The organism is Microbacterium sp. (genome assembly GCF_047607465.1).
GTDB lineage: Bacteria > Actinomycetota > Actinomycetes > Actinomycetales > Microbacteriaceae > Microbacterium.
The window spans coordinates 18,490-43,515 of sequence record NZ_JASGCY010000049.1; the positions used below are offsets into that span (position 1 = coordinate 18,490).

Annotated in this window: 27 protein-coding genes and 1 tRNA gene; 19 read left to right on the forward strand and 9 right to left on the reverse strand. The window is 69.9% G+C overall.

Annotation, left to right across the window (positions count from 1 at the left end; all coding sequences use genetic code 11):
* Positions 1–27 precede the first annotated feature (27 nt).
* Complete coding sequence (locus QM568_RS06130) at positions 28–771, forward strand: phosphoglyceromutase (RefSeq protein WP_415136882.1); 744 nt, start codon at positions 28–30, stop codon at positions 769–771.
* Positions 772–825: 54 nt separating this feature from the next.
* Here the strand turns inward: QM568_RS06130 and phoU are convergent, their stop codons facing one another.
* The gene (phoU, locus tag QM568_RS06135) at positions 826–1,536 is read right to left on the reverse strand and encodes a phosphate signaling complex protein PhoU (protein WP_415136884.1); all 711 of its coding nucleotides are present in this window, start codon (positions 1,534–1,536) and stop codon (positions 826–828) included.
* A gap of 197 nt (positions 1,537–1,733) precedes the next feature.
* On the opposite strand from phoU, the gene QM568_RS06140 reads away from it, so the two are divergent.
* Positions 1,734–2,957 carry a sensor histidine kinase gene (locus tag QM568_RS06140; protein ID WP_415136886.1) on the forward strand — a complete coding sequence of 408 codons (1,224 nt, stop codon included), beginning with the start codon at positions 1,734–1,736 and terminating at the stop codon, positions 2,955–2,957.
* The gene (locus QM568_RS06145; protein WP_415136888.1) at positions 2,954–3,637 is read left to right on the forward strand and encodes a response regulator; all 684 of its coding nucleotides are present in this window, start codon (positions 2,954–2,956) and stop codon (positions 3,635–3,637) included. Before QM568_RS06140 ends, QM568_RS06145 begins: the two co-directional genes overlap by 4 nt.
* Positions 3,638–3,757: 120 nt before the next feature.
* On the opposite strand, the gene QM568_RS06150 is transcribed toward QM568_RS06145, so the two are convergent.
* A complete protein-coding gene (locus tag QM568_RS06150) occupies positions 3,758–4,234 on the reverse strand; it encodes a DNA modification methylase (protein WP_415136890.1) in 477 nt (158 codons plus the stop codon).
* Positions 4,235–4,368: 134 nt separating this feature from the next.
* On the opposite strand from QM568_RS06150, the gene QM568_RS06155 reads away from it, so the two are divergent.
* The 6 genes from QM568_RS06155 (at position 4,369) to QM568_RS06180 (ending at position 9,815) form a co-directional block, all read left to right on the forward strand.
* Positions 4,369–4,851 carry a CarD family transcriptional regulator gene (locus tag QM568_RS06155; protein ID WP_415136892.1) on the forward strand — a complete coding sequence of 161 codons (483 nt, stop codon included), beginning with the start codon at positions 4,369–4,371 and terminating at the stop codon, positions 4,849–4,851.
* Positions 4,852–4,985: 134 nt separating this feature from the next.
* Complete coding sequence (gene ispD, locus QM568_RS06160) at positions 4,986–6,176, forward strand: 2-C-methyl-D-erythritol 4-phosphate cytidylyltransferase (RefSeq protein ID WP_415136894.1); 1,191 nt, start codon at positions 4,986–4,988, stop codon at positions 6,174–6,176.
* On the forward strand, positions 6,173–6,697 hold the full coding sequence (locus QM568_RS06165) for a hypothetical protein (RefSeq protein WP_415136896.1): 525 nt from the start codon (positions 6,173–6,175) through the stop codon (positions 6,695–6,697). Before ispD ends, QM568_RS06165 begins: the two co-directional genes overlap by 4 nt.
* A gap of 43 nt (positions 6,698–6,740) precedes the next feature.
* The gene (cysS, locus tag QM568_RS06170; RefSeq protein WP_415136898.1) at positions 6,741–8,162 is read left to right on the forward strand and encodes a cysteine--tRNA ligase; all 1,422 of its coding nucleotides are present in this window, start codon (positions 6,741–6,743) and stop codon (positions 8,160–8,162) included.
* A complete protein-coding gene (gene rlmB, locus QM568_RS06175) occupies positions 8,155–9,162 on the forward strand; it encodes a 23S rRNA (guanosine(2251)-2'-O)-methyltransferase RlmB (protein ID WP_415136900.1) in 1,008 nt (335 codons plus the stop codon). Before cysS ends, rlmB begins: the two co-directional genes overlap by 8 nt.
* Before the next feature lie 11 nt (positions 9,163–9,173).
* Entirely contained in the window at positions 9,174–9,815 is a 642-nt protein-coding gene (locus tag QM568_RS06180) for an NAD(P)-dependent oxidoreductase (protein ID WP_415136902.1), read from the forward strand.
* Positions 9,816–9,983: 168 nt separating this feature from the next.
* On the opposite strand, the gene QM568_RS06185 is transcribed toward QM568_RS06180, so the two are convergent.
* Together QM568_RS06185 and QM568_RS06190 are read right to left on the reverse strand one after the other, a co-directional pair.
* A complete protein-coding gene (locus QM568_RS06185; protein ID WP_415136904.1) occupies positions 9,984–11,291 on the reverse strand; it encodes a DUF4032 domain-containing protein in 1,308 nt (435 codons plus the stop codon).
* Positions 11,292–11,378: 87 nt separating this feature from the next.
* Complete coding sequence (locus QM568_RS06190) at positions 11,379–12,485, reverse strand: ABC transporter ATP-binding protein (RefSeq protein WP_415136906.1); 1,107 nt, start codon at positions 12,483–12,485, stop codon at positions 11,379–11,381.
* 227 nt (positions 12,486–12,712) lie between these two features.
* Between QM568_RS06190 and QM568_RS06195 the strand changes: the two genes are divergently transcribed.
* Positions 12,713–13,729, forward strand: coding sequence for a thioredoxin domain-containing protein (locus QM568_RS06195; RefSeq protein WP_415136908.1), 1,017 nt, complete (start codon positions 12,713–12,715; stop codon positions 13,727–13,729).
* 57 nt (positions 13,730–13,786) lie between these two features.
* Positions 13,787–13,862: transfer RNA gene (locus tag QM568_RS06200), tRNA-Thr, on the forward strand.
* Positions 13,863–13,874: 12 nt separating this feature from the next.
* On the opposite strand, the gene QM568_RS06205 is transcribed toward QM568_RS06200, so the two are convergent.
* Entirely contained in the window at positions 13,875–14,528 is a 654-nt protein-coding gene (locus QM568_RS06205) for an SOS response-associated peptidase family protein (protein ID WP_415136910.1), read from the reverse strand.
* 50 nt (positions 14,529–14,578) lie between these two features.
* Between QM568_RS06205 and QM568_RS06210 the strand changes: the two genes are divergently transcribed.
* From QM568_RS06210 to QM568_RS06225, 4 genes are all read left to right on the forward strand, one after another.
* A complete protein-coding gene (locus tag QM568_RS06210) occupies positions 14,579–15,529 on the forward strand; it encodes a DMT family transporter (RefSeq protein WP_415136912.1) in 951 nt (316 codons plus the stop codon).
* A 79-nt stretch (positions 15,530–15,608) separates the two neighbouring features.
* Complete coding sequence (locus QM568_RS06215) at positions 15,609–17,261, forward strand: MDR family MFS transporter (protein WP_415136914.1); 1,653 nt, start codon at positions 15,609–15,611, stop codon at positions 17,259–17,261.
* Position 17,262: 1 nt separating this feature from the next.
* The gene (locus QM568_RS06220) at positions 17,263–17,718 is read left to right on the forward strand and encodes a MarR family winged helix-turn-helix transcriptional regulator (RefSeq protein WP_415136916.1); all 456 of its coding nucleotides are present in this window, start codon (positions 17,263–17,265) and stop codon (positions 17,716–17,718) included.
* A gap of 25 nt (positions 17,719–17,743) precedes the next feature.
* On the forward strand, positions 17,744–18,250 hold the full coding sequence (locus tag QM568_RS06225) for a MarR family winged helix-turn-helix transcriptional regulator (RefSeq protein ID WP_415136918.1): 507 nt from the start codon (positions 17,744–17,746) through the stop codon (positions 18,248–18,250).
* Here QM568_RS06225 and QM568_RS06230 read toward each other — a convergent pair.
* Together QM568_RS06230 and msrB are read right to left on the reverse strand one after the other, a co-directional pair.
* On the reverse strand, positions 18,192–18,767 hold the full coding sequence (locus tag QM568_RS06230) for a nitroreductase family protein (RefSeq protein WP_415136920.1): 576 nt from the start codon (positions 18,765–18,767) through the stop codon (positions 18,192–18,194). The genes QM568_RS06225 and QM568_RS06230 overlap by 59 nt on opposite strands.
* The gene (msrB, locus tag QM568_RS06235) at positions 18,764–19,168 is read right to left on the reverse strand and encodes a peptide-methionine (R)-S-oxide reductase MsrB (RefSeq protein WP_415136922.1); all 405 of its coding nucleotides are present in this window, start codon (positions 19,166–19,168) and stop codon (positions 18,764–18,766) included. Before msrB ends, QM568_RS06230 begins: the two co-directional genes overlap by 4 nt.
* A 56-nt stretch (positions 19,169–19,224) precedes the next feature.
* On the opposite strand from msrB, the gene QM568_RS06240 reads away from it, so the two are divergent.
* The 4 genes from QM568_RS06240 (at position 19,225) to groL (ending at position 22,814) form a co-directional block, all read left to right on the forward strand.
* On the forward strand, positions 19,225–20,217 hold the full coding sequence (locus QM568_RS06240; protein ID WP_415136924.1) for a DUF2332 family protein: 993 nt from the start codon (positions 19,225–19,227) through the stop codon (positions 20,215–20,217).
* 9 nt (positions 20,218–20,226) lie between these two features.
* Positions 20,227–20,484: a DUF3263 domain-containing protein gene (locus QM568_RS06245; protein ID WP_415136926.1), complete on the forward strand. Its 258-nt coding sequence runs from the start codon at positions 20,227–20,229 to the stop codon at positions 20,482–20,484.
* A 93-nt stretch (positions 20,485–20,577) separates the two neighbouring features.
* Positions 20,578–21,072, forward strand: a complete 495-nt coding sequence (locus QM568_RS06250) for a LytR C-terminal domain-containing protein (RefSeq protein WP_415136928.1) — start codon at positions 20,578–20,580, stop codon at positions 21,070–21,072.
* Positions 21,073–21,194: 122 nt separating this feature from the next.
* Positions 21,195–22,814: a chaperonin GroEL gene (gene groL, locus QM568_RS06255; protein WP_415136930.1), complete on the forward strand. Its 1,620-nt coding sequence runs from the start codon at positions 21,195–21,197 to the stop codon at positions 22,812–22,814.
* Between the two features lie 88 nt (positions 22,815–22,902).
* On the opposite strand, the gene QM568_RS06260 is transcribed toward groL, so the two are convergent.
* Positions 22,903–23,190: a WXG100 family type VII secretion target gene (locus QM568_RS06260; protein WP_415136932.1), complete on the reverse strand. Its 288-nt coding sequence runs from the start codon at positions 23,188–23,190 to the stop codon at positions 22,903–22,905.
* A 132-nt stretch (positions 23,191–23,322) separates the two neighbouring features.
* Positions 23,323–25,020, reverse strand: coding sequence for a sensor histidine kinase (locus tag QM568_RS06265; RefSeq protein ID WP_415136934.1), 1,698 nt, complete (start codon positions 25,018–25,020; stop codon positions 23,323–23,325).
* Between the last annotated feature and the right edge of the window lie 6 nt (positions 25,021–25,026).

A 25,026-nucleotide genomic window follows, 5' to 3' on the forward strand; every position in this document is an offset into this window, starting at 1 on the left:
TCGCAGTCCGCTCGATAAGCTGGGACCATGACCCGCACGCTGATCCTGCTCCGCCACGGCCGGAGCGAGTGGAACGAACTGAACCTCTTCACCGGCTGGGTGGACGTCCGCCTGAACGAGCAGGGCAAGGCCGAGGCCCAGCGCGGCGGCGAGCTGCTCGCCGAGGCCGGCATCCTCCCCGACGTGCTGCACACGTCGCTGCTGAGCCGCGCGATCCAGACGGCGAACATCGCCCTCGACGCCGCCGACCGGCTGTGGATCCCTGTCACCCGCTCGTGGCGTCTCAACGAGCGCCACTACGGCGCCCTCCAGGGCAAGGACAAGGCGCAGACGCTGGAGGAGTTCGGTCCGGAGCAGTTCCAGCTGTGGCGCCGCTCCTTCGACGTGCCGCCGCCCGTGCTGGACGACGAGAGCGAGTTCAGCCAGGTGAACGACCCCCGCTACGCCGGCATCGACGGCGAGGTGCCGCGCACGGAGTCGCTCAAGCTCGTCATCGACCGCCTGCTGCCGTACTGGGAGAGCGCGATCATCCCCGACCTCGAGGCGGGCAAGACGGTGCTCGTCACCGCGCACGGCAACTCGCTGCGCGGCCTCGTGAAGCACCTCGAGGGCATCAGCGACGCCGACATCGCCGAGCTGAACATCCCCACCGGCATCCCGCTGGTCTACGAGCTCGACGAGAACAACGTCCCCGTCGGCCCCGGTCGCTACCTCGATCCAGCCGCCGCCGCCGCCGGTGCAGCGGCGGTCGCCGCGCAGGGCAAGAAGTAGGTCGATACGACGAGGGCCGGATGCGCGAAGCATCCGGCCCTCGTCGTATCCGGGTCAGGCGTTCCGGGGTTCCTGCTGCCCGAGCTCCTGCTGCTCGACGGCGATCGCGATGTCCTCCTCGTCGACCTTCCAGTCGCCTGTTGCGAGGTAGACGACCTTCTTCGCCACGGCGACGGCGTGGTCGGCGAAGCGCTCGTGGTAACGGCTCGCGAGGGTGGCGTCGACGGTCGCCGTCGCCTCGCCCTTCCAGTTGTCGCTGAGGACCTTCTCGAACACGCGGGCGTGCAGCTCGTCGATGTCGTCGTCGGTGTTGCGGATGCTGTCGGCCAGGCGCAGGTCCTGCGTGCGCAGCAGCTCGGAGAGGGTGCGGGAGATCTGCACGTCGAGCTCGCCCATCTTCGAGAAGGTGCCCTTCAGTCCCTTCGGGATGGCGCGCTCCGGGAAGCGCAGGCGCGCGAGCTGGGCGATGTGCTCCGCCATGTCGCCCATCCGCTCGAGCGAGGCGCTGACGCGCAGCGCCGTGACGACGATGCGCAGGTCGCGGGCGACCGGCTGCTGACGCGCGAGGATCTCGATCGCCTGCTCGTCGAGCTCGACGGCGAGGACGTCGATCTTCGCGTCGTCGGCGATGACCTCTTCGGCCAGCGACACGTCGCTCGTCGCGAATGCACGGGTGGCCTTGTCGATCGAGACGGTGACGAGGTCGGCGATCTCGACGAGGCGGGCCTGGAGGTCCTCGAGGGACTGGTGGAAGACTTCGCGCATGTTCGGGCGCAACCTTTCATTCGAATCGCGGTGGGTCGGTCCGCGAGGGTGGGGCTCGCGCTTGCGCCCAAGCCCGAGACGATTGTGTGCCCCGAAGGTTAACGAACGGTGCCCAGCACGTGAATAGTACTTCTCGCGTGCTCCTGCGGGGCCGGGAACCCTCAGGGGCGCAGGTGAACGCACCCTACGATTGAGGGGTGACCCTGCCCCAGATCGCCCTGATCTCGCTCGCCATCGGGCTGGCGATCGGCGTCGCGCTCTCGCTGGTGGTCGTGTGGGCGTACCGCACCAGGGCCAGGGTCGACGAGCAGGCCTCGACGACGGTTCCCGACGGCGTGACAGCGGTTCTCGGCAGCATGGATGACGCGGCCTGCGTCGTCGACGCCTCCGGCCTCGTGCTGGCGGCCTCCGCGAGCGCGGCCCGCTTCGGCATCGACGTCGGATCGAGCGTCGACAATCCGGAGCTGCGCCAGCTCGTCCGCCGGGTCCGCTCCAGCGGCAGCACCGCCACCGAGTCGATGCGCATCACCCGTGGCGGCGTGCTGCTCGACCCGCGGCTGGTCTCGGCCAGGGCGAGCGCGATCAGCCTGCGGATGACCCTGCTCATCATCCGCGACGTCACAGAGCAGGAACGCCTCGATCAGATGCGCCGCGACTTCGTCGCGAACACGAGCCACGAGCTGAAGACGCCGGTCGGTGCGGTCACCCTGCTCGCCGAGGCGATCGAGTCCGCCGCCGACGACCCCGCGCAGGTGCGCATCTTCGCCGCGCGCATCTCGGCGGAGGCGACGAGGCTCGGCCAGCTCACCGGACGCATCATGAGCCTGTCCCGGCTGCAGGCCGACGACGGTACAGGGGAGGTCCGCCCGGTCTCGGTCGACGAGGTCGTCGCCGCATCGATCGAGGCGCACGCCGTGCAGGCCGACTCCGCCGGCGTCGACCTCGTCCGCGGCGGCGACCGCGGGGTGTGGGTGCGCGGCGATGCGCAGATCCTCATCGAAGCCGTCGGCAATCTCATCACCAACGCCATCGTCTACTCCCCGAAGGGGTCGCGCGTCGGCGTCGGCGTGCGCGCCGATGGCGGCATGGTCGAGATCGCCGTCTCCGATCAGGGCATCGGCATCGCCGAGGCCGATCGCGAGCGCATCTTCGAGCGCTTCTATCGCGCCGATGAGGCCCGCTCGCGCCGCACCGGCGGCACCGGGCTCGGGCTGTCGATCGTCAAGCACGCGGTGCAGCGCCACGGCGGCGAGGTGCTGCTGTGGTCGCGGCCGGGGCGGGGATCCACCTTCACCATCCGGCTTCCGCGCATCGACTCCCCGGTCGACGGCTCCCGCGGGAAAGACAAGAAACGCAAGAAGAAGCGCGCGAAGAACGCGGCCTCCGTCGCTTCCCGCGTGCGGAACGGAGAGACCGTATGACTCGCATCCTCCTCGTCGAAGACGAACCCGACCTCGCCGACCCGCTCGCGTACCTGCTGCGCCGCGAGGGATACGAGGTCGAGATCGCCGAGGACGGACCCGGCGCGCTCGCCGCCTTCCGTGAGCGCGGGGCCGACATCGTGCTGCTCGACCTCATGCTCCCCGGCATGCCGGGCACGGAGGTCTGCCGGCAGATCCGCTCGAGCTCGGCGGTGCCGATCATCATGCTGACTGCCAAGGACTCCGAGGTCGACATCGTCGTCGGGCTCGAGCTCGGCGCCGACGACTACGTCACGAAGCCCTATTCGTCGCGGGAACTGCTCGCCCGCATGCGCGCGGTGCTGCGCCGGGTCGCCCAGGCGGACGAGGAGCTCGATGACCGCGTGCTCGAGGGCGGTCGCGTCTCGCTCGACATCGACCGGCACACCGTCTCGGTGGACGGCGAGCAGATCAACATGCCGCTGAAGGAGTTCGAGCTGCTCGAGGTGCTGATGCGCAACTCCGGCCGCGTGCTCACCCGAGGCCAGCTCATCGATCGGGTGTGGGGCAGCGACTACTTCGGCGACACGAAGACGCTCGACGTGCACATCAAGCGCATCCGCTCGCGCATCGAGCAGAATCCCGGCGAGCCGGTCATGCTCGTCACCGTGCGCGGGCTCGGCTACCGCTTCGAGGGCTGAGGCCCCGTACACAGAAGGCCGGCACCCCACGGGGGCGCCGGCCTTCTCTGATGTCGTTGTCTACTTCGACTCGTCGTGACCTACTTCGACTCGTCGTGACCTACTTCGACTCGTCGTGACCTACTTCGACTCGTCGGGGACGAGGTCGGCGTAGTAGGGGAGCGCACCGTCGAGCACGGGGATCTCGGCCTTCGCACCCTCGCTGTCTCCGGACTGGAAGTGCATGGCGATCGTGGCGCCGGGCTCGACGTCGAGGTCGTCGATCTGCAGCGGGTCCTCATCGGCGCCGAAGCTGACGGTGCTGTCGGCGGGGACGCTGACCGTGAGCGGGTCGTGACCCTCGATCGCGATCGTGAGGGTCTTCTTCTCGTCGGTGGAGTTGACGACGGCGGCGACGAAGCTGCCCACCGATCCGTCTTCGTTCGCGACGACGAACGCGTTGCGCACCGCGAGAGGTCCGGCCTCATCGGGAACGTTCACCCCGTCGGATGCCGAGTAGCCGATCGTCGTCGCCTGCGGCGAGATGAACGTGCATCCGGTGGTGCCCAGCAGAACGAGGGCGCTGAGGGCGGCCGCTGCGACAAGGCGCGATTTCACTGGTCCTCCTGGGGTCCGGCGGGATATCCGCATCCATTCTACGGGTATGCCCGCGCACCCCCCGGACGCAGCGGGACGAACCTTAGCGCATTCCTCCTGTGGTATCCTTGAGGTTGCCGAAAGGACACGTTTTTATGCTTTTTGAGGTTGGCGAGACCGTCGTCTATCCGCACCATGGCGCTGCGACCATCATCGAGGTCAAGGAGCGCATCATCAAGGGCGAGACGAAGAAATACCTGAAGCTCAACGTCACTCAGGGCGATCTGATCATCGAGGTCCCCGCCGAGAACGTCGATCTGGTCGGTGTTCGTGATGTGATCGGCAAGGAGGGCCTCGATCACGTGTTCGAGGTGCTGCGCGCGCCGTTCACCGAAGAGCCCACGAACTGGTCGCGTCGTTACAAGGCGAACCTCGAGAAGCTCGCCTCGGGCGATGTCATCAAGGTCAGCGAGGTCGTGCGCGACCTCTGGCGCCGTGACCAGGACCGCGGCCTGTCGGCCGGCGAGAAGCGGATGCTGGCGAAGGCCCGCCAGATCCTCATCTCCGAGCTGGCGCTCGCCGAGAAGATCGACGAGGACAAGGCGGGCACCCTGCTCGACGAGGTCCTCGCCTCCTGACACCGGGCTCTTCAGAGGGAGGGGGCGGATGCTGCGGCATCCGCCCCCTCCCTCTTTCCTGCGGGCCGTCTTGTTACTCTGGGCGGCATGTCCTCCTGACGGCGGCGGCGCGGTCGAGTCGGTAACGTGAGAGCGTGACATCGACACCCGTCCCGCACACCGCGATCATCGTCGTCGCCGCAGGCAGCGGCACCCGTCTTGCGGGCGGGGCGCCCAAGGCGTTCGTCGGCATCGACTCGCACTCGATCCTGCGGCACTGCCTCGACGGCGTCTTCGCCGCGGCGCCCGCTCAGGTGATCGTCGTCGCCCCCGCCGGATTCGAGGGCGATGCCGAGTCGGAGCTGCGCACCGCTGCCGGCGACCGTGCCGACCTCGGCCGCGTCGTCACCGGCGGCGCCACCCGGCAGCAGTCCGTGGCCGCGGGGCTCGCGGCGCTCTGGGCCGACGTCGACACGGTGCTCGTGCACGATGCGGCGCGGGCCCTCACGCCGCCCGCGCTCTTCGACGCCGTCGTCGAAGCGGTGGGCGCCGACGCCGGGGCGATTCCCGCGCTGCCGGTGGTCGACACGCTCAAGCGGGTGGACGGCGACCTCGTCGTCGCTCCGGTGGATCGTGCCGAACTCGCTGCGGCGCAGACGCCGCAGGGGTTCCCGCGTGCCCTGCTCGAGACCGCCTACGCCCGAGCGGCGGAGGCCGGGCTCGAGTACACCGATGACGCGGCGCTGTTCGCAGCGGCCGGGCACGCGGTGCACCGGATCCCCGGCTCGGAGCGGGGCTTCAAGATCACCACGCCCGCCGACCTCGAGCGCGCCAGGCACCTGCTCGCCCCACCCGCGGTCGCGCGTTCGCCGCGAATCGGGATCGGCACCGATGTGCACGCCTTCGGCGGCGAGGGGGACCTGTGGTTGGCGGGGCTGGAGTGGCCGGGGGAGCAGGCGCTCTCAGGCCATTCCGACGGCGACGCCGTCGCGCATGCGATCGTCGACGCGCTCCTGGGGGCCGCCGGTCTCGGCGACATCGGGGAGCACTTCGGCACCGCCCACCCCGAGTACGCGGGCGCGCACGCCGACGTCTTCCTCGCCCGCACCCGGGAGATCCTCGCCGAGGCGGGGTACGCGATCGGCAACGTCTCCGTGCAGTTCCAGGGCAACCGTCCGAAGTTCAGCCCGCGGCGCACCGAGGCCCAGGCCGTGCTCTCGCGCCAGCTCGGCGCGCCCGTCTCGGTGACCGCGACGACGACCGACGCCCTCGGGTTCGCGGGGCGCGGGGAGGGCATCGCCGTCACCGCGGTCGCGCTCGTGTTCGAGACGGAGTGCGGCCGATGAAGGAGATCGTCTTCCGGCAGCCGCGGCGGTGGTTCATCCTCATCGTCGGCGGACTCTACCTCGTCACGATCCTCACCCTGATGATCGTGAACTTCGACGCTCTCGCGGACATCGTCGACGACATGGCCGCGGGCGGCGCGAAGAGCACAGGGATGATCGTGGGCGCCGTGGTGTTCGTCCCGATCATCGCGATCGCCGCCCTCGCCACCCAGCGCATCCGGCTGCGCCGCGACGCGGACACGCTCACGATCCGCGTGGGGCAGCGCGAGACGCATGTGCGCCGCGCCGACATCGCGCGCTTCACCGTGAACGAGCCGCGCGTCGGCGTGATCCGCCTCCTCGCCGCCGACGGCGCCCTCATCGCCCAGCTCGAACCGCGGATGCAGGAGCACCGGGCCGTGCGCGACTTCATCGATGACGACGCCCCGTACGTCGAGGTCGAGCGGCGCTCGGCCTTCCGCGGACGGGTGAGCGTGATCATCTATGAGCGGCCGGCGCGGCACGCGGCGAGCGCGCGCTGACGCACTCAGGGCGCGTGCACGAGCGTCCCAGTAGGCTTGAGCGGTGACGATCCGCCTCTACGACACCCGCGCGCAGCAGCTGCGCGACTTCGTGCCTCTCGACCCCGAGAACATCACGATGTACGTGTGCGGACCCACCGTGCAGTCCGGCCCGCACATCGGCCATGTCCGCGCCGCGCTGAGCTTCGACCTGCTGCGCCGCTGGCTCTCCCGCCAGTACGGGCGCGTGACCTTCGTGCGCAACGTCACCGACATCGACGACAAGGTGCTCGACAACGCGACCGATGTCGAGCCCTGGTGGGCGCTGGCCTACCGCATGGAGCAGGAGTTCACCGCGGCATATGCCGCTATCGGCATCCTTCCGCCGACCTACGAGCCGCGGGCCACGGCATCCGTCCCGCAGATGCAGGAGCTCATCGCCCTGCTCATCGAGCGGGGGCACGCCTACCCCGCGCCCGACGGCTCAGGCGACGTGTACTTCGACGTGCGCTCGTGGCCGGAGTACGGCACGCTCACGAACCAGTCGGTCGACGCCATGGAGGCGGCGGTCGACGCCGATCCGCGGGGCAAGCGCACCCCGCAGGACTTCGCGCTCTGGAAGGGCGCCAAGCCCGAGGAGCCGGCGGACGCCGTGTGGTCCTCGCCCTGGGGACCCGGTCGCCCCGGCTGGCACATCGAGTGCTCCGCGATGTCCCGGCGCTATCTCGGCGACCGTTTCGACATCCACGGCGGCGGGCTCGACCTGCGCTTCCCACACCACGAGAACGAGCTCGCGCAGTCGAGCGCGGCGGGGCTCGGCTTCGCGCAGTACTGGGTGCACAACGGTCTCGTCACCGTCGACGGCCAGAAGATGTCGAAGTCCCTCGGCAATTTCACGCTCGCCGCCGACGTGCTCGACCGGCACGAGCCGATGGTCGTGCGCTACGCGCTCGCCGCCGCGCACTACCGCTCGAGCCTCGACCTCTCCGACTCCTCGTGGAGCGAGGCCGAGGCCGCGCTCGGGCGCATCCGCACGTTCGTCGAGCGCGCGCAGCGCGTGCCGGCGGTGCCGAGTGCGCAGACGGCGCCGACGGATGCCGAGTACGTCCCGCTCGTGCCAGAGGACTTCGCGCGCGCGATGGACGACGACCTCGGGGTGCCGCAGGCCCTTGCCGTGCTGCACGACAGGGTGCGCCGCGGCAATCAGGCGCTCGACGACGGCGACGATGCAGCCGCGGCGCGCGCCCTTCTCGAGGTGCGGGCGATGCTCGAAGTGCTCGGTCTCGACGCCGCCACGACGCCGAGCGGCGGGGGAGCGGCGGCATCCGCTCTGGACGGCCTCGTGCAGGAGATGATCGCCCAGCGCGCCCGGGCGCGGGCCGACAAGGACTGGGCGGCGGCGGATCGCATCCGTGACGCGATCGCCGCCGCAGGAATCACGCTGGAGGACACTCCGGCCGGAACTCATTGGAGCATCGATGGCTAAGCCAGGAAACCCCTCAGCGGGCAAGGGCAAGAAGAAGGGCCCCAGCAAGGGCACCGGCGGACTCGGGCGCAAGGCGCTGGAGGGACGCGGACCGACCCCGAAGGCGGAGGATCGCGCCTGGCACCCCGCCGGAAAGCGCAAGGCCGCAGCCGAGCGCTTCGCGGCCGCAGGCGGCAAGGGGCGCCCTGGCCAGCGGCAGAGCGCCGGCGGCAACCCGAACCGCGCCGCCCGCGCGAAGGACAACACGACCGACACCGAGATCGTCACCGGTCGCAACTCGGTGCTCGAGGCGCTGCGAACGAAGATCCCCGCGACGACCTTCTACATCGCCCAGCGCGTGGAGATGGACGACCGCGTCAAGGAGATGCTGTCGATCGCCACGCACCGCGGCATCCCCGTGCTCGAGGTGACCCGTCAGGAGCTCGACCGCATGGCGGGCTTCGACGGCGTGCACCAGGGCGTCGCCCTGAAGGTGCCGCCGTACGAGTACGCGCACCCGCAGGATCTGCTGGAGGCCGTCATCGACAAGGGCGAGGTGCCGCTGTTCGTGGCACTGGACGGCATCACCGATCCGCGCAACCTCGGTGCGATCATCCGCTCTACCGCCGCCTTCGGCGGTCACGGCGTCATCCTGCCCCAGCGTCGCTCGGCCGGGGTCAACTCGGCGGCGTGGAAGACGAGCGCGGGAGCTGCCGCACGCATCCCCGTCGCGCTCGCGGTGAACCTCACCACGCAGCTGAAGGAGCTCAAGAAGCAGGGCGTGTTCGTGCTCGGCCTCGACGGCGACGGCGACGTGCAGCTGCCCGATGTGCAGCTCGCCGACCGCCCCGTCGTGATCGTCACGGGCTCGGAGGGCAAGGGGCTCTCGCGCCTCGTCGCCGAGACCTGCGACCAGATCGTGTCGATCCCGATCTCCTCGGCGACCGAGTCTCTGAACGCCGGTATCGCGACCTCGGTCGCGCTGTATCAGGTCGCCACCGTCCGCAACGCTCAGAAGTAGAAAGGCGCATCATGGCCCGCATCGTCGTTCTCGGAGGTACCGGCTATGCCGGTCGTCACATCGTCGCCGAGGCGGTGAGCCGCGGGCACGACGTCGTCGCCGTGTCGCGCTCCACGCCGTCGGACCCGGTCGTCGGGGCGGAGTACGTGCAGGGCACGGCGCTCGATCTCGCGCCCGTCGCCGACACCTTCACGGCAGTGGATGCCGTCGTCTCGGCGCTCTCGCCGCGAGGCGATATGGCCGATCGGGTCCTCGAGGCGCTGACCAACCTCGTCGGGCTGCTGAGCGGAACCTCCACCAGGCTCGGCGTGGTCGGCGGTGCCGGCGGCAGCCTCGTCGCCCCGGAGGGTCCGCGGCTGTTCGACCTCGACTTCCCCGAGGAGTACCGGCACGAGGCGCAGGTCGGCATCGATTCGCTGGCACTGCTGGAGGCGACGGATGCCGGTCTCGACTGGTTCTTCGTGCACCCCGCCGAGGTGTTCGGGCCGTGGGCCGAGGGTGTGCGCACCGGCCAGTACCGCGACGGCGGCGACGTGCTCGTGCGCGATGCGGAGGGCAAGTCGTTCATCTCCGGCGCCGACTTCGCCGTCGCCGTGGTGGACGAGATCGAGCAGGGCAACCACCGCCGCGAACGTTTCACCGTCGGCTACTGACCCCCCGCCCCTCCCCCCACCCCACCACCCGCCCCCCAACTCCAACCCGCCGACGCCTCATCTGCGCCGCGACGCCCCACCTGGCAGACGCGTCTGGGGTGGGGCGTGGGCGCGCAGGTGGGGCGTCGGCGGAAGAAGAAGTGGAGGAGGGGGAGAGGGGCTGCGGGGTCAGACGAGGTCGCGCCAGTCGATGCCCTCGTCGTCGTCATCGGTGACGGGGGTGACCCCGGTGATCACCGGCAGGCTCATGGTCTCGGTGGGCGGCCCCATGATCGTCGCCTCGTCGCGGCGGTGGCGCAGCACCTCGTTGATGTAGCTGGTGATCACTTCGGCCAGGGGCACCGAGCGCCCCTGCGCCTGCGAGAGGTACCAGCGGTGCTCGAGCACCTGGTGGAACACCTCGGCGGGCTCGAGCTTGGCCCGCAGGTCATAGGGGATCGCCCGCACGACCGGCTCGAAGACGCGGGTGAGCCATTCGTGCGCGTACATCTCCTCGTCGGCCCAGCTCTTGCTCGAGCGTGCACGGAACTCGTCGAGGTCGTTCAACAGACGCCTGGCCTGGTTCTCCTCGACGTCGAGGCCTGTGAGACGGATGAGGCGGCGCTGGTGGTGACCGGCATCCACCACCTTGGGCTGGATCTCGACCACGGTGCCGTCGGCGGTCGTCGACATCGACATCTCATCGATATCGAAGCCGAGGGCGTTGAGCCGCTCGACGCGCTCGGTGATGCGCCAGGTCTCGGATGCTGCGAACGACTCCTGCGCGGTGAGCTCCGCCCACAGCGACCGGTACGCGGAGACGATGCCGTCGGCGATGGCGATCGCATCGACGCCGTGCTCCAGCCGCCCGCCGGCGGCGAGATCCATGATCTCTCCGGCGATGTTCGTGCGGGCGAGGTCGAGGTCGTAGGCGCGCTGCCCGTCGGTGAGCCCCTCCTCGTGCAGCTCGCCCGTCTCGGCGTCGACGAGGTAGGCGGCGAAGGCACCGGCGTCGCGGCGGAACAGCGTGTTCGACAGCGACACGTCGCCCCAGTAGAAGCCGACGTTGTGCAGGCGCACGAGCAGCAGGGCGAGCGCATCGACGAGACGGGTGGCGGTGTCGGGGCGCAGGACCTGCGTGAACAGGGCGCGGTAGGGCATCGAGAAGCGCAGGTGCGAGGTGACCAGGGCCGCAGGAAGCGGGTCGCCGGCGGCATCCGTCCGTCCGGCGATCACCGCGACGCGGTCGACGCACGGGACGGCGAGACGGGTGAGGTTGCCGAGCATGTCGTACTCGCGTTGCGCCATCGCGGCGGTCGTCTCCTTCACGGCGACCACGCGTCCGGAGAGGTCGGCGAAGCGCACCAGGTGCCGGGACAGGCCCTTCGGCAGCGACACGATGTGCTCGGACGGCCACTTGGCGAGTGTTGTCGACCACGGCAGCGACAGCAGCCCAGGGTCGATGGTGCTGGCGGTGATGCGAAGAGCGTCCTGCATGGTTCTCCTGACGGGGACGGATGCCGGGGGGCAAACGACGCGGCGCGGGGCGACCAGAAGGTCGACCCGCGCCGCGGTGCTTCGAACTCAGGAAGCCGAGACGATCGGCTTGTCGTTCAGGCGCTCGCCCGACTCGATGTCGAAGGCGTGCACGTGGCCGGCGTTCGCAGCGAGAGTGACCGTCTCACCCGCGTTCGGGTGGTTGCGGCCGTCGACGCGGGCGACGAGGTCGGCGCGCTTGCCGTTGATCTCGGTGTGACCGTAGAGGTAGCCGTCGGCGCCGAGCTCCTCGACGAGGTCGACGACGACCGAGAGGCCCTTGCCGTCGGCGGGGCCGACGGTGATGTCCTCAGGGCGCACGCCCACGGTGACCTGCGAGCCGTTCGCGCGGCCGACGGTGTCGCGGTCGAGCGGAACGACCTCGGTGCCGAAGCGGACGCCGCCGTCGGCGAGGTCCGCCGAGAACAGGTTCATGGCGGGGGAGCCGATGAAGCCGGCGACGAAGACGTTGTTGGGCTTCTCGTAGAGGTCGCGCGGGGTGCCGACCTGCTGGAGCAGACCGTCCTTGAGCACGGCGATGCGGTCGCCCATGGTCAGAGCCTCGGTCTGGTCGTGGGTGACGTAGACCGTGGTGACGCCGAGACGGCGCTGCAGGGATGCGATCTGGGTGCGGGTCTGCACGCGCAGCTTGGCGTCGAGGTTCGACAGCGGCTCGTCCATGAGGAACACTTGCGGCTGGCGCACGATCGCGCGGCCCATGGCGACGCGCTGACGCTGACCGCCCGAGAGCGCCTTCGGCTTGCGGGTGAGGTACTGCTCGAGGTCGAGCAGCTTGGCGGCCTCGAGCACGCGCTGCGCGCGCTCCTCCTTGCCGACGCCGGCGATCTTGAGGGCGAAGCCCATGTTCTCGGCGACGGTCATGTGCGGGTAGAGCGCGTAGTTCTGGAACACCATCGCGATGTCGCGGTCCTTCGGGGGCACGTCGGTGACGTCGCGCTCTCCGATGAGGATGCGGCCCGCGTTGACCTCTTCGAGGCCTGCGAGCATCCGGAGCGACGTGGACTTTCCGCAGCCGGAGGGGCCGACGAGGACGAGGAACTCGCCATCGGCGATCTCGATGTTCAGCTTGTCGACCGCGGGACGAGTGCCGCCGGGGTAGAGCCGAGTGGCGTCGTCGAAAGTCACGGTTGCCATTGTTTTCTCCTTCACCGGCAGGTACGTGCCGGACGATCCGTAGTGATAGAGCGGTGGGCTCACGCCCGCCGTGACCCCTCGTTGGGTCGGGTTCAGTATGGCAGATGCGCAGGCCTGCGCAGAAGAGGCGGCACCTGGGTTTTTCTCAGCATGGCTGACTAGCATCGAACCCGGCCGCCGCTGCGGCGTTCGCCGCAGGAAGCGGCGAACGGGGTCACCCTGCCCCCGTGAGACCGGCAAGAGGAACGATGTCGAGCGACGAGACGCCGAACGTCCCCACCCCTCGCAATTCGCGCGAGGCCGTGCGGGAGAAGGCACAGATGGTGCACGCCCAGCAGTCGAGGGCGCGGCTCATGCGACGACTCATCATCGGCGTCGTCGCGGTCGTCGCCGTCGGCGCCATCGCGACCTCGGTCGTCCTCGCCGTCACCGCGCAGGTCGCGAAGCCTCAGCTCACCCCGGTCGGGCTCGACGGAGACGGCTTCCTCATCACAGATCTCGCCGCCGTCAGCGCGTCGGCCGATGAGCTTCCCGCGGACCCGACGGCCGTACCGACCCAGGCCGGCTCCGAGCCCATAGCCGCCCCGGAGCCCACGAGCACGGCCAACGCTGTCGACATCCACATCTACGTCGACTATCTGTCGCCCGATGCCGGAGCCTTCGAGCGGGCCAACAGCCGTCAGCTGGCGAACTGGATCGCCGAAGGCGCGGCGAAGGTCACCTACCACCCGGTGGCGCTGCTCACCGCGAGCTCGAACGGCACCAAGTACTCCCTGCGTGCCGCCGCTGCCGCCGCCTGCGTCGCGTCGTATTCTCCGGCGCAGTTCTACGCCTTCAACCACGACCTCCTCGACGACCAGCCCGAGATCAACAGCGACGGCTTCAGCGACGCCGAGCTGGCGAACGCCACGGTCGCCGTCGGCGTGAGCAGCGCCAAGACCGTGAAGGCCTGCATCGAGGGCCAGGACTACGTGACGTGGGCGAAGGACGCCACCTCCCGCGCCCTCGAGGGGCCGCTGGCGGGTTCAGACGACCTCGTGCTGACCTCGTCGCCGATGATCGTCGTCAACGGCGAGCAGTACGTCGGCGCGCTCGATGATGCGGCCGAGCTCTCGCAGTTCGTGCTTACGGTGGCGAGCGACGCCTACTACGAGTCGACGCCGAGCCCCTCGCCGACGCCGGCGGCGACCGAGGCGCCCGCGCCCGAGGAGTCGACCGCGCCGACCGAGACGCCGGCGCAGTAGTCCCGACCGCTCGGCGGTCGTGAGCGCGTCGCCGCCATCGCTAAGCTGGTGGTGTCCGCCGACTTGGCGCAATTGGTAGCGCACCGTACTTGTAATACGGGGGTTACGGGTTCGAGTCCCGTAGTCGGCTCCATCTCGCGGATGTTCAGAACAGCCGCTCCGACCCCTTGTCGCTCTCGCGCGGCACGGCGACGATGCGTTCGTCGAGCGCCGCCGCGGCCAGCAGCGCCTCGTCGATGAGTTCGCGGTCGCCGTGGGCCCGCAGCCAGTCGCGGGCGAACGCGGTGGGGATGAGCACCGGCATCCGCTCGTGGATCGCGGCGAGATGATCCGGGGCCGGACGCATGACGATCGAGTAGCAGGTGAACCATTGGCCGTCGGCGGTGCGGCCGCGCTGCGTCACCGCCGCCATGCCGAACAGTGCGCCGGTGTCGAGGCCGAACTCGTGCCAGACGCGATCGGTCTTGCGCAGCTCGTACCACCCGGTCGCCGGCACGAGCGCGCGCGAGCGCAGCCCGCCCGGCCGATCCTGCAGGCGTTCGGAGCGGGTGTTGATCGAGGGGAACCTGGCCGGCTCGCCGTTCACGAGATACCCCCACCAGGCGGGGACGAGTGTGCTCTCGCCGTTGGCGTCGGCGATGATCGGGTTGAGATTGCGCAGGTTCCTGCCCGTCGGGCGCAGGGTCTCGCCGGCGTTGGACGCCGCCCACGCCCGCAGACCGTCGAGGAGATCGGCGTCGGCGTCGTCGATGAGCTCGGCGTCGGTGAACCGCGGATCCAGCCCGTAACTCGCGCACATGCCCACAGGCTAGCCCCGCCCGCCGACATCGGCTCGGATAGGGTCGACGGGTGACCGAGCAGCGCGCCCTTCCCGCCACCGTCGCGCTCGGCGGTGCGGTCGTCATCGGCGTCATGACGGCGGCGCAGGCGCGCGTGAACGGGGTGCTGGGGGTCGCAGTCGACAACGGCATCGTCGCCGGCCTCGTTTCGTTCGCCGTGGGGCTGCTCGTGCTCGTCGTGGTGATCCCGTGCCTTCCCCGCGCCCGAGAGGCCACCGCACGCCTGTGGCGCGGCGTGCGGACCAGGACGATCCCGTTCTGGATGCTGTGCGGCGGCCTCTGCGGCGCCCTCACCGTCTCGACGCAGGGCATCACCGCCGGCTTCCTCGGCGTCTCGCTGTTCACGGTCGGGGTCGTCGCAGGTCAGAGCCTCAACGGCCTCGTCCTCGACCGGCTCGGGGTCGGCCCGGCGGGCGTCGTCGCCGTCACGATGGGCCGGGTCCTGGGCGGGTTGTTCGCGCTCGTCGCGGTGGCGATCTCGCTGACCGGCGACGTCCTCGACGCCGCACCACTGTGGATGCTGCTGCTGCCGTTCGCGACCGGCGTCGGCATCGCGTGGCAGTCTGCGGCCAACGGCCGCCTCGCCGAGCGTCTGCAGTCGCCGATCGCTGCCACTCTGATGAGCTTCATCGGCGGGGTGATCGCACTCGCGGTCGCTGCGGGCGTCAGCATCCTCGTGCGCGGCGCACCGCAGCCGCTCCCCGTGGACCCCTGGCTCTATCTCGGCGGTCTCCTCGGGTTCGCGTACATCCTGCTGGGCGCGTTCATCGTCGCGCACACCGGGGTGCTGCTGCTGGGGCTGGGGTCGGTGCTCGGTCAGCTCGCGGCATCCGTCGCGATCGATCTGCTCTGGCCTCCGGCCGAGGGGCCGGCGCTGTGGCAGCTGATCGCGATGGTCGTCCTCGCCGTCTGCTCGGTGGTCGTCGCGATCCCGCGGCGCCGCCGCCCGAGAGATGGTTGACTTCAGTCGATAGTTGCCTTATCGCAACTAAAGGCGTATGGTTGCTCTATATCAACTTTCGTGCAGGAGTCATACACCCGTGACCACAATCTCTTCCTCCGCTGAGACCGCGCGCTCGCCGCGCGAGGTCTTCACCGCCATCTCCGGCCTCATCGTCGGCATGTTCGTCGCCGTGCTGTCCGGCACGATCGTGTCGACCTCGATGCCCGTCATCATCGCCGACCTCGGCGGCACCCAGTCGCAGTACACCTGGGTCATCACCGCGAGCCTGCTGGCAACGGCCGTCTCCACCCCGATCTGGGGCAAGCTCGCCGACCTCGTCGACCGCAAGATCCTCGTCCAGCTCTCGCTGGCGCTGTTCACCGTCGGCACCGTGATCGCCGGCTTCTCCACCGACACCAACATGCTCATCGCCGTCCGCGTGGTCCAGGGCATCGGCGTCGGCGGCCTCATGTCCCTCGTCATGATCGCGGTCGCGCTCATCATCTCCCCGCGTGAGCGCGGCAAGTACATGGGCGTCGTCGGCGGCATCATGGCGCTGGCCACCATCGGAGGGCCGCTGCTGGGCGGTGTGATCACCGACCTGTGGGGATGGCGCGCCAACTTCTTCGTCGGCGTGCCCTTCGCTCTCATCGCGCTCGTGCTGCTGCAGTTCACGCTGCATCTGCCGGGGCCCCAGCGGGTCGAGGTCTCGATCGACTACGCCGGCATCGTGCTGCTCGCCGTCGGCGTCTCGACGCTGCTCATCTGGGTCTCGATGGGCGGCTCGCAGTTCGAGTGGGATTCGTCGACGAGCATCACGCTCGCAGCCATCGCCGCTGCCGCCATCGCCGCCTTCATCGCCGTGGAGTTCTTCGTGAAGGAGCCGATCGTGCCGATGTCGCTGTTCCGCAATCGCACGTTCACGCTCTCGGTGCTGGCCTCGATCGCCATCGGCGTGTCGATGTTCGCCACCTCGGTGTTCCTCGCGCAGTACTTCCAGCTCGCCCGTGGCGCCACGCCCACGGAGTCGGGTCTCATGACGATCCCGATGATCGTCGGGCAGATGGGCGCGTCGATCATCATCGGTCAGCTCGTGAGCCGCTTCGGCAAGTGGAAGGGCTGGATGCTGACCGGCTCCGTGCTCACCACGATCGGCGTCACCCTCATGGCGATGCTGCGCTACGACACCCCGTTCGCGGTCGTCGCGGTGTACATGTTCGTGCTCGGCGCCGGTCTCGGCATGGTCATGCAGAACCTCACCCTCATCGTGCAGAACGACACCCCGCCCACGCAGTTGGGCGCGGCCTCGTCGAACGTGAACTTCTTCCGCACGATCGCCGGCACCATCGGCGTGACGGTGATGGGAGCGATGCTCTCCACCAGCGTCTCGGGCTACATCAAGGACGGCCTGTCGGCCTTCACTCCGAGCAGCGCCGAAGAGGTCGAGGCGCTCAAGCACCTCGCTTCGGGCAACGTGCCGAAGGTGGGCGAGCTGCCGGACGCGATCCGCGTGATCGTCGAGAGCGCCTACGGGCACGGCATCGCCGACGCGTTCATCATCGCGATCCCGCTCGCCGTGCTGGCCATCGTCGCGATCGCGTTCATCAAGAACAAGCCGCTGTCGACGAAGAACGCCGCCGAGCAGCTGCGCGAGCAGGCGGAGGAGTCGATGATCGACGTCGCAGAGGCCGAGGTCGGCGCGAGCACCGGCGCGGTGCGCGTCGTCGGGTCCGAGGCGTCGAAGCGCTGACATGACCTCCCCGGATGCCGTCGTGTCGCCCGAGTTCGACAGCGCCCTTGTCGAGCTGCAGGGTCGGCTCGAGCTGATCTTCGCGAAGGCGCGGCTGCTCTGGAAGGACTCCGCCGCCCGGATCGCGCCGGGGCTGCACGTGTCGGGCTACAAGCTCCTCGCCCACCTCGACAGGGCGGGGGAGTGCACCGCTCACGAGCTCGCGCAGCGTTCTGAGACGGACAAGTCCGTCATCAGTCGGCAGGTGCGGATGCTGGAGGAGTGCGGCCTCGTCGTCTCTCGCGCCGACGAGCGCGACGGGCGGCAGCGCGTGCTCACCGCGACCGCCGAGGCCCACGCGGCCCTCGCGCGGGTGCGCGGCGGCTATGCGCAGCGCGTGCGCGAGGCGATCGACGACCTCACGGTCGACGAGATCCGCGCGGCGACCAGGGTGTTCGAGCGGCTGGCCGCTGTCTGACGCGGCGCCCCCTAAGCTGACGAGCATGACCGACTCCTCCGACCTCGACCTGGCGATCACGAGGGTCGAGCACGAGCTGGCCGCACTGTTCGCCCGCATCCGGGTCGGCTGGCGCGAGGCGGCGGAGACCGTGCACCCCGATCTGCAGCCCCTTGGCTACCAGGTGCTCGTCTCGATCGCGACGGGCAAGGCGACCTCTGCGGGGGAGATCATCGAGCGGCTGCAGACCGACAAGTCGGCGGTGAGCCGCCAGGTGCGCCAGCTCGAGGGGCTGGGGCTCGTGGAGAGCGTGCCGGACCGGGCCGACCGCCGCGCGCGGGTCCTCGTCGCGACCGACCTCGCCCAGGAGCGCGTCTCCGCCGCCCGAGCACGCTACGAATCGAGGCTGGGCGAGACGCTGCGGCAGTGGTCGGCGGACGACCTCGACCACTTCGCCGATCTGCTCGCCGCCCTCAGCGGAGCCCAGAGCGCCGCTACTTCTTCTTCGGCTTCTTCGCCTTCTTCGGGGCGTCCGGCTCCGGCATCCGGGTGACCAGCGCGCTCGCATCGACGGGCTTGCGTCGGCCGGGGCCCTTGCCTGCGGGCTTGCCGCCGACGTAGAGCCAACCCAGGAGCTCCTCGTTCTTGCCGAGGCCGTGCGCCTTGGCGACGGCCTTCGTACGCGTGTAGTGGCCGGTGCGCCAGATCACGCCCCATCCCGCCTCATCGAGCAGCAGGCTCAGCACGTGCGCGACGCCGGAGGCCACGGCCTCCTGCTCCCAGCGTGGCACCTTCTCGCTCTTGCGGTAGCTGGCCACCACCGCCAGAAGCAGCGGGGCGCGCAGCGGCTTCACCGAGGGCGACTGGTCGCCCTCGGCCTTCGCGATCGCGGCGCCGAGCACCTCGCGGTCGGCGCCGCGCAGCTCGATGATCCGCCAGGGGCGCAGCGAGGAGTGGTCGGCAACCCGTCCGGCCGCGGCGACGAGGGGGAGCAGCTCCTCGCGGCTCGGCGCGCGATCGTCGACCTTCGACCAGGACTGGCGGTCGCAGGCCGCCTGGAGCGCGCTCATCGGGGGTCGGGCGTGAAATCGAGGGCGAGCGAGTTCATGCAGTAGCGGTCGCCGGTGGGCGTGCCGAACCCGTCGGGGAAGACGTGGCCGAGGTGCGATCCGCACGCCGCGCACCGCACCTCGGTGCGCACCATGCCAAGGCTCGTGTCCTCGATGAGCTCGACGGCCTCGGGGCGGATCGACTCGTAGAAGCTGGGCCACCCGCAGCCGGAGTCGAACTTCGTGCCGCTCTGGAACAGCTCGGCGCCGCAGGCGCCGCAGGTGTAGAGGCCCGCTCGCTTCTCGTCGAGCAGCTCGCCGGTCCACGCACGTTCGGTCGCGGACTGGCGCAGCACCGCGTACTGGTCGGCGCTCAGCTCGGAGCGCCACTGCTCTTCGGTCTTGTTCACGCTGTAGGACATGCCTCCATTCTCGCGCCTGCGCACGGCTTCGAAGTCGCGCACACGAGAATGGACGCATGACGGATGCCGTGCAGGAGAGGTTCGCGCGCTTCGCCGCCGACGAGGCGCCGGGGCGCAGCGAGCTGTACGCGGCATGGGCGCGCGGAGTCGCCCGCTCTCCCGAGGTCGCGGCCGTGCTCGCGCAGATCCCCGAGACCCGCCGCCAGCCCCCGCTCGTGTTCGCCGTGACGAGGATGCTCGGGGCGGAGCTGTCGGGCTTCGACGACTGGCGCGACTTCGTGCTCGCCCGCGCCGACGAGATCGTCGCCGAATGCACGGCGCGGCGGCTGCAGACCAACGAGCCGTTGCGCCTTGCTCCGCTGCTGCCAGTGCTCGCCGAGATCGACGGGCCGATCGCCCTGCTCGAAGTCGGCGCGTCCGCGGGGCTCTGCCTCTACCCCGACCGTTACTCGTACCGCTTCCTCGATGCATCGGGGGCCGTGCGTCTCGCCCTCGACCCGCACGACGGGGCGTCTGCGGTCGTGCTCGAGAGCGTCGTGCGCGGCCCGATCCCGCCGATGCGGATGCCGGAGGTGCGCTGGCGGGCCGGCATCGACCTCGCGCCGCTGGATGCCGCGGACGCGCGCGACCGTCGGTGGCTGCGCGGGCTCGTGTGGCCGGAGGAGACGGAGCGGGAGAGGCGGGTCGATGCGGCGCTCGACATCGCGCGATCCGATCCTCCGCTGCTGATCGCCGGCGACGCGCTCGAGAAGCTCGATGCGCTCGCAGCGCTGGCGCCCGCCGACGCGACCCTGGTGATCACGACCCCCGGGGTGCTCGTGCACATCCCGCGGGCGCAGCGGACGGCGCTCGTCGCGCGCATTCGTGCGCTGAGCGCGCGCTGGGTCACGATCGACCCTCCGGCGCTCCTGGACGTCTGGACGCCTCCCGTCGACGCCGCCGACTGGCCGGGGTTCGTCGTCGCGCTCGATGGCGCCGTCCGGGCCGCGGCGGATCCGCTCGGCCGCTCCTGGGAGTGGCGTGCGGACGCAGGACGTGCGGCGATCTAGTCTGATCGCATGCTGGGTGAGATGAGCGAGCGCGATCGCGCCATCCTCGCGCTGGAGACCGTGTGGCCGCGGCACAGCGGCGCGAAGGAGGAGGCCATCCGCGCTCAGCTGGGCATGAGCGCGGCCCGCTACTACCAGCTGCTCGGGCGCCTCATCGACTCCGAGGCGGCCCTGGAGTACGACCCCCTTCTCGTCGGACGGCTCCGTCGGATCCGCGACGCGAGGGCGCTGCAGCGCTCCGCGCGCACTCCCGGTTTCGTCGGCTAGCATCGAGTGGTGCCCAAGCCCACCCGAGACCGATTCGACGACGTCCCCCGATCGGGCGGCCGTGTAGGGGCGCACCGCGCAGAGGCGCCGGGCATGAACGGGTGGATCGTGCTGCTGTGGTCGTTCGTGGCCGCCCTCGTGCTCATCATCGGCGGCATCTTCGGCTCTCTGGTCGTGATGGGGCGCATCGATCTGTTCCCGCAGGCCGTGGCGTCGGCGGCGCCGACGCCAGAGGAGACGGGTGTCATCGACACGAGCTACTCGGTCATGATCCTGAACGCGACGGCCGACGGGAGCCTCGACACGCAGATGCGCGACATCGTCGTCAACAACGGCTGGCCCGCCGACATCGTGTTCGCGAGCGACAGCACGAGCCAGGACTTCGAGACGACGACCGTCTTCTACGTCGAGGATGACGACGAGCTCGCGGCCATCGGCCTCGCCGGCCTCATCGGCGGCGCGGCCGTGGAGCAGAGCGACTTCTACGTCGAGCAGAACACGACCGACCAGAAGCAGCTCACCGTCGTCATCGGCATCGACCACGCCGGCTCCGACGAACCGGCGGACGAGAGCGCCCCCGCCCCCTGAGCTCGGGGCCGCGTCCTTCCTGCGGCTTGCACTCGACGGTGCCGAGTGCCAGAATGGCATTAGCACTCTCAGATCCCGAGTGCTAAACCCGACGCCTACGTCCAGGAGGGACGACAAAACTCATGGCAAAGATCATCGCTTTCGATGAGGAGGCCCGCCGCGGCCTCGAGCGCGGCCTCAACATCCTCGCCGACGCTGTCAAGGTGACCCTCGGCCCGCGCGGTCGCAACGTCGTGCTCGAGAAGAAGTGGGGCGCCCCCACGATCACGAACGACGGTGTCTCGATCGCCAAGGAGATCGAGCTGGACGACCCGTACGAGAAGATCGGCGCGGAGCTCGTCAAGGAGGTCGCCAAGAAGACCGACGACGTCGCCGGCGACGGCACCACCACGGCGACCGTCCTCGCCCAGGCACTGGTCCGCGAGGGTCTGCGCAACGTCGCAGCCGGCGCCGACCCCATCTCGCTCAAGCGCGGCATCGAGAAGGCCGTCGCGGCGATCACCGAGGAGCTGCTCGCCAGCGCCAAGGAGATCGAGTCGAAGGAGCAGATCGCGGCCACCGCATCGATCTCCGCCGCAGACCCCGCCATCGGCGAGCTCATCGCCGAGGCGATCGACAAGGTCGGCAAGGAGGGCGTCGTCACCGTCGAGGAGTCGCAGACCTTCGGCACCGAGCTCGAGCTCACCGAGGGCATGCGTTTCGACAAGGGCTACCTGAACCCCTACTTCGTCACGGACCCGGAGCGCCAGGAGGCCGTCTTCGAGGACCCGTACATCCTCATCGCGAACCAGAAGATTGGCAACATCAAGGACCTTCTGCCCATCGTCGACAAGGTGATCCAGGACGGCAAGGAGCTCGTCATCATCGCCGAGGACGTCGAGGGCGAGGCTCTCGCGACCCTCGTGCTCAACAAGATCCGCGGCATCTTCAAGTCGGTCGCAGTCAAGGCTCCCGGCTTCGGCGACCGCCGCAAGGCGCAGCTGCAGGACATCGCGATCCTCACCGGCGGCCAGGTCATCACCGAAGAGGTGGGTCTCAAGCTCGAGAACACGACGCTCGACCTGCTGGGCCGTGCGCGCAAGGTCATCGTCACCAAGGACGAGACCACGATCGTCGAGGGTGCAGGCGAGGTCGAGCAGATCGAGGGCCGCGTGACCCAGATTCGCCGCGAGATCGAGAACACCGACAGCGACTACGACCGCGAGAAGCTGCAGGAGCGCCTCGCCAAGCTCGCCGGCGGCGTCGCCGTCATCAAGGCGGGTGCGGCCACCGAGGTTGAGCTCAAGGAGCGCAAGCACCGCATCGAGGACGCCGTGCGCAACGCGAAGGCGGCCGTCGAGGAGGGCATCGTCCCCGGTGGTGGCGTCGCGCTGATCCAGTCGGGCGCCAAGGCTCTCGACGCTCTGTCGCTCGAGGGCGACGAGGCGACCGGTGCGAACATCGTCCGCGTCGCGATCGAGGCTCCGCTGAAGCAGATCGCCCAGAACGCCGGTCTCGAGCCGGGTGTCGTCGCCAACAAGGTCTCCGAGCTCCCCGCTGGCCAGGGCCTGAACGCGGCGACCGGTGAGTACGTCGACCTGTTCGCCGCCGGAATCATCGACCCCGCGAAGGTGACCCGTTCCGCGCTGCAGAACGCGGCCTCCATCGCCGGTCTCTTCCTCACCACCGAGGCCGTCGTCGCCGACAAGCCCGAGAAGACCGCCGCTCCCGTGGGCGACCCGACCGGCGGCATGGACTTCTGATCCGCCGCACGGCTCAGGAGCGCATCGCCTGACAGCCAGAAACGCCCCGGCTTCGGCCGGGGCGTTTCTGCGTGTGCGCGGAGAGGGGTCAGCGGAACAGGCTCGCCGAGTACTGGTCGGCATCGGCGTACTGGGACGCCGCATCCCCGAGGGCGATGCCGATCGACTCGAGCACCTGCTCGACGTGCACCTGCGCGCCGCGCCACTGCTGCGCGCAGTTCTGGAACGCGGCCGACGCGGTGCCAGACCATGAGGACTCGAGCTGCGTGAGCTGAGCCATCAGGGTGGCGGCCTCGCTCTGGAGGCGCTCCATCGTGGCGCGGGTGGCTCCCTGCGCCGCGGTGACGGCCTCGGTGTCGACGGTGAAGACGGACATGTGAACTCCTTTGACGTGGGTTGGTGGACTCCACACGTTAGAGAGATCGTCGGTCCGGCATCCGCGTTGATCCGCGTGATCGCCCTCGGCTGTGCATAAGTCGTCAACGAGGGGGATTGTGCAGAACGGGTGTTAGAGGTCGAGCGGGTCGATCGGCTGGGTGTCCTCGAGGAGGTGCTCCGGGGTCGCCCTGGCCGGGGCCAGCGGGAACGACACGGTGAAGGTGGCGCCGCCGCCGGGCGTCTCCGTCACAGTCACGCCGCCGCGCAGCGCCTTGAGGATCGAGGCGACGATCGCCAGTCCCAGCCCGGAGCCGCCGGTCGCGCGCGCCCGCGAGGTGTCGGCGCGCCAGAACCGCTCGAAGATCTGATCGCGGATCTGCGGGGGGATGCCTTCGCCGTGGTCGACGATGGCGATGCTGCCGGTGCCGCGCACGCGGTCGGCGTCGACCACGATCTCGATCGGGCTGTCCTCGGCGGAGAAGCGGCGGGCGTTGCCGAGGAGGTTCGCCACGACCTGGCGGACCTTGTTCTCCTCACCGAGGATGATCGGTGGCGTGCGCACAGGGATGTCCTCGACGGCGCTGAAGTCGATCGCCGGCATCGAAGCGGTGGCGGATTCCGGGGTGCGCGGGCGGCGCCGGAGTCGTGTGAGAGCGGCACGGGAGAGCCCGCGGGGCGCGGGCTGGACCGGGGCGGGAAGAGGCGGGCGCGTGGTCGGTGCGGTGATCGGCGCCTCGAGGGTCCTGTCGATGACCGTCACTGTGCGCCGGGGTGCCGCCGCCTGCACATCGAGGGCGGCATCTCGGGCGATCGGCCGCAGATCGAGAGGGGTGATCTCGAGCTCGCGCTCCTCGTCGAGGCGGGCGAGCGCGAGGAGGTCCTCGACGAGCACGCCCATGCGGATCGCCTCCTTCTCGATGCGCTCCATGGCGCGGGCGGTGTCCTCCTCGCCCTTGATCGCGCCCATCCGATACAGCTCGGCGTAGCCGCGCACGCTCACCAGCGGCGTGCGCAGCTCGTGGCTGGCGTCGCCGATGAAGCGGCGCATGTGCTGCACCGTGCGGTCGCGCTGGGCGAGGGAGTGGTCGGCGCGGTCGAGCATCGCGTTGATGGCCGCGTTGAGCCTGCCGACCTCCGTGGTCGGCTCGAGGTCGGTGAGACGCTGGCTGAAGTTGCCCGCCGCGATCGCCGTGGCGGTCGCCTCCACCTGGCCGAGCCGCCGGAACGTCAGCGTCACCAGGCCACGGGTGAGCAGTGCAGCGATCACGATCGTGAAGAGGGCAACGGTGATGTAGATGCCGAAGAACTGGCTGATGATGCGGTCGGCTGCGGTCAGCGGCATCGCGACCATCTGCGTGCGCAGCTCGCCGCCGGCCCCGCTCTGGATCGTCGCGACCGCCGCGCGGTAGGTCGAGCCCTTCGTCCCCTCGAGCGCGATCACCGCGTCGAGGTTCGCCTGCGCCTCGGCGATCGTGTAGCTGGAGGGGAACAGCGGGGTGTCGTCGCCGCTGGCTCCCGCCGTCGCCTGGAGCACGCCCTCGGCGTCGTAGATGGCGAAGAAGAAGTCGCGCGGGGTATCCCGCGGCATGTACGCCGTCTTGCCGCTGGAGGTGTCGACGTCGAGATAGCGCCCGGCGAGATCCGTGGAGACGAGAGCGGGCAGCTGCGCTTCGAGGTTCGAGATCAGCGCGCCCCGCATGATCGGGACCGTGCCGAGCCCTGCGGCGAGCAGGCCGAGCGCGAGCACGGCGACGGTGACGCCGGTGACCTTCGCACGCAGGCTTATCGCCCGCCACCAGCGGGTGACCGCATCGGGCTTGCGGGCCATGGAGCG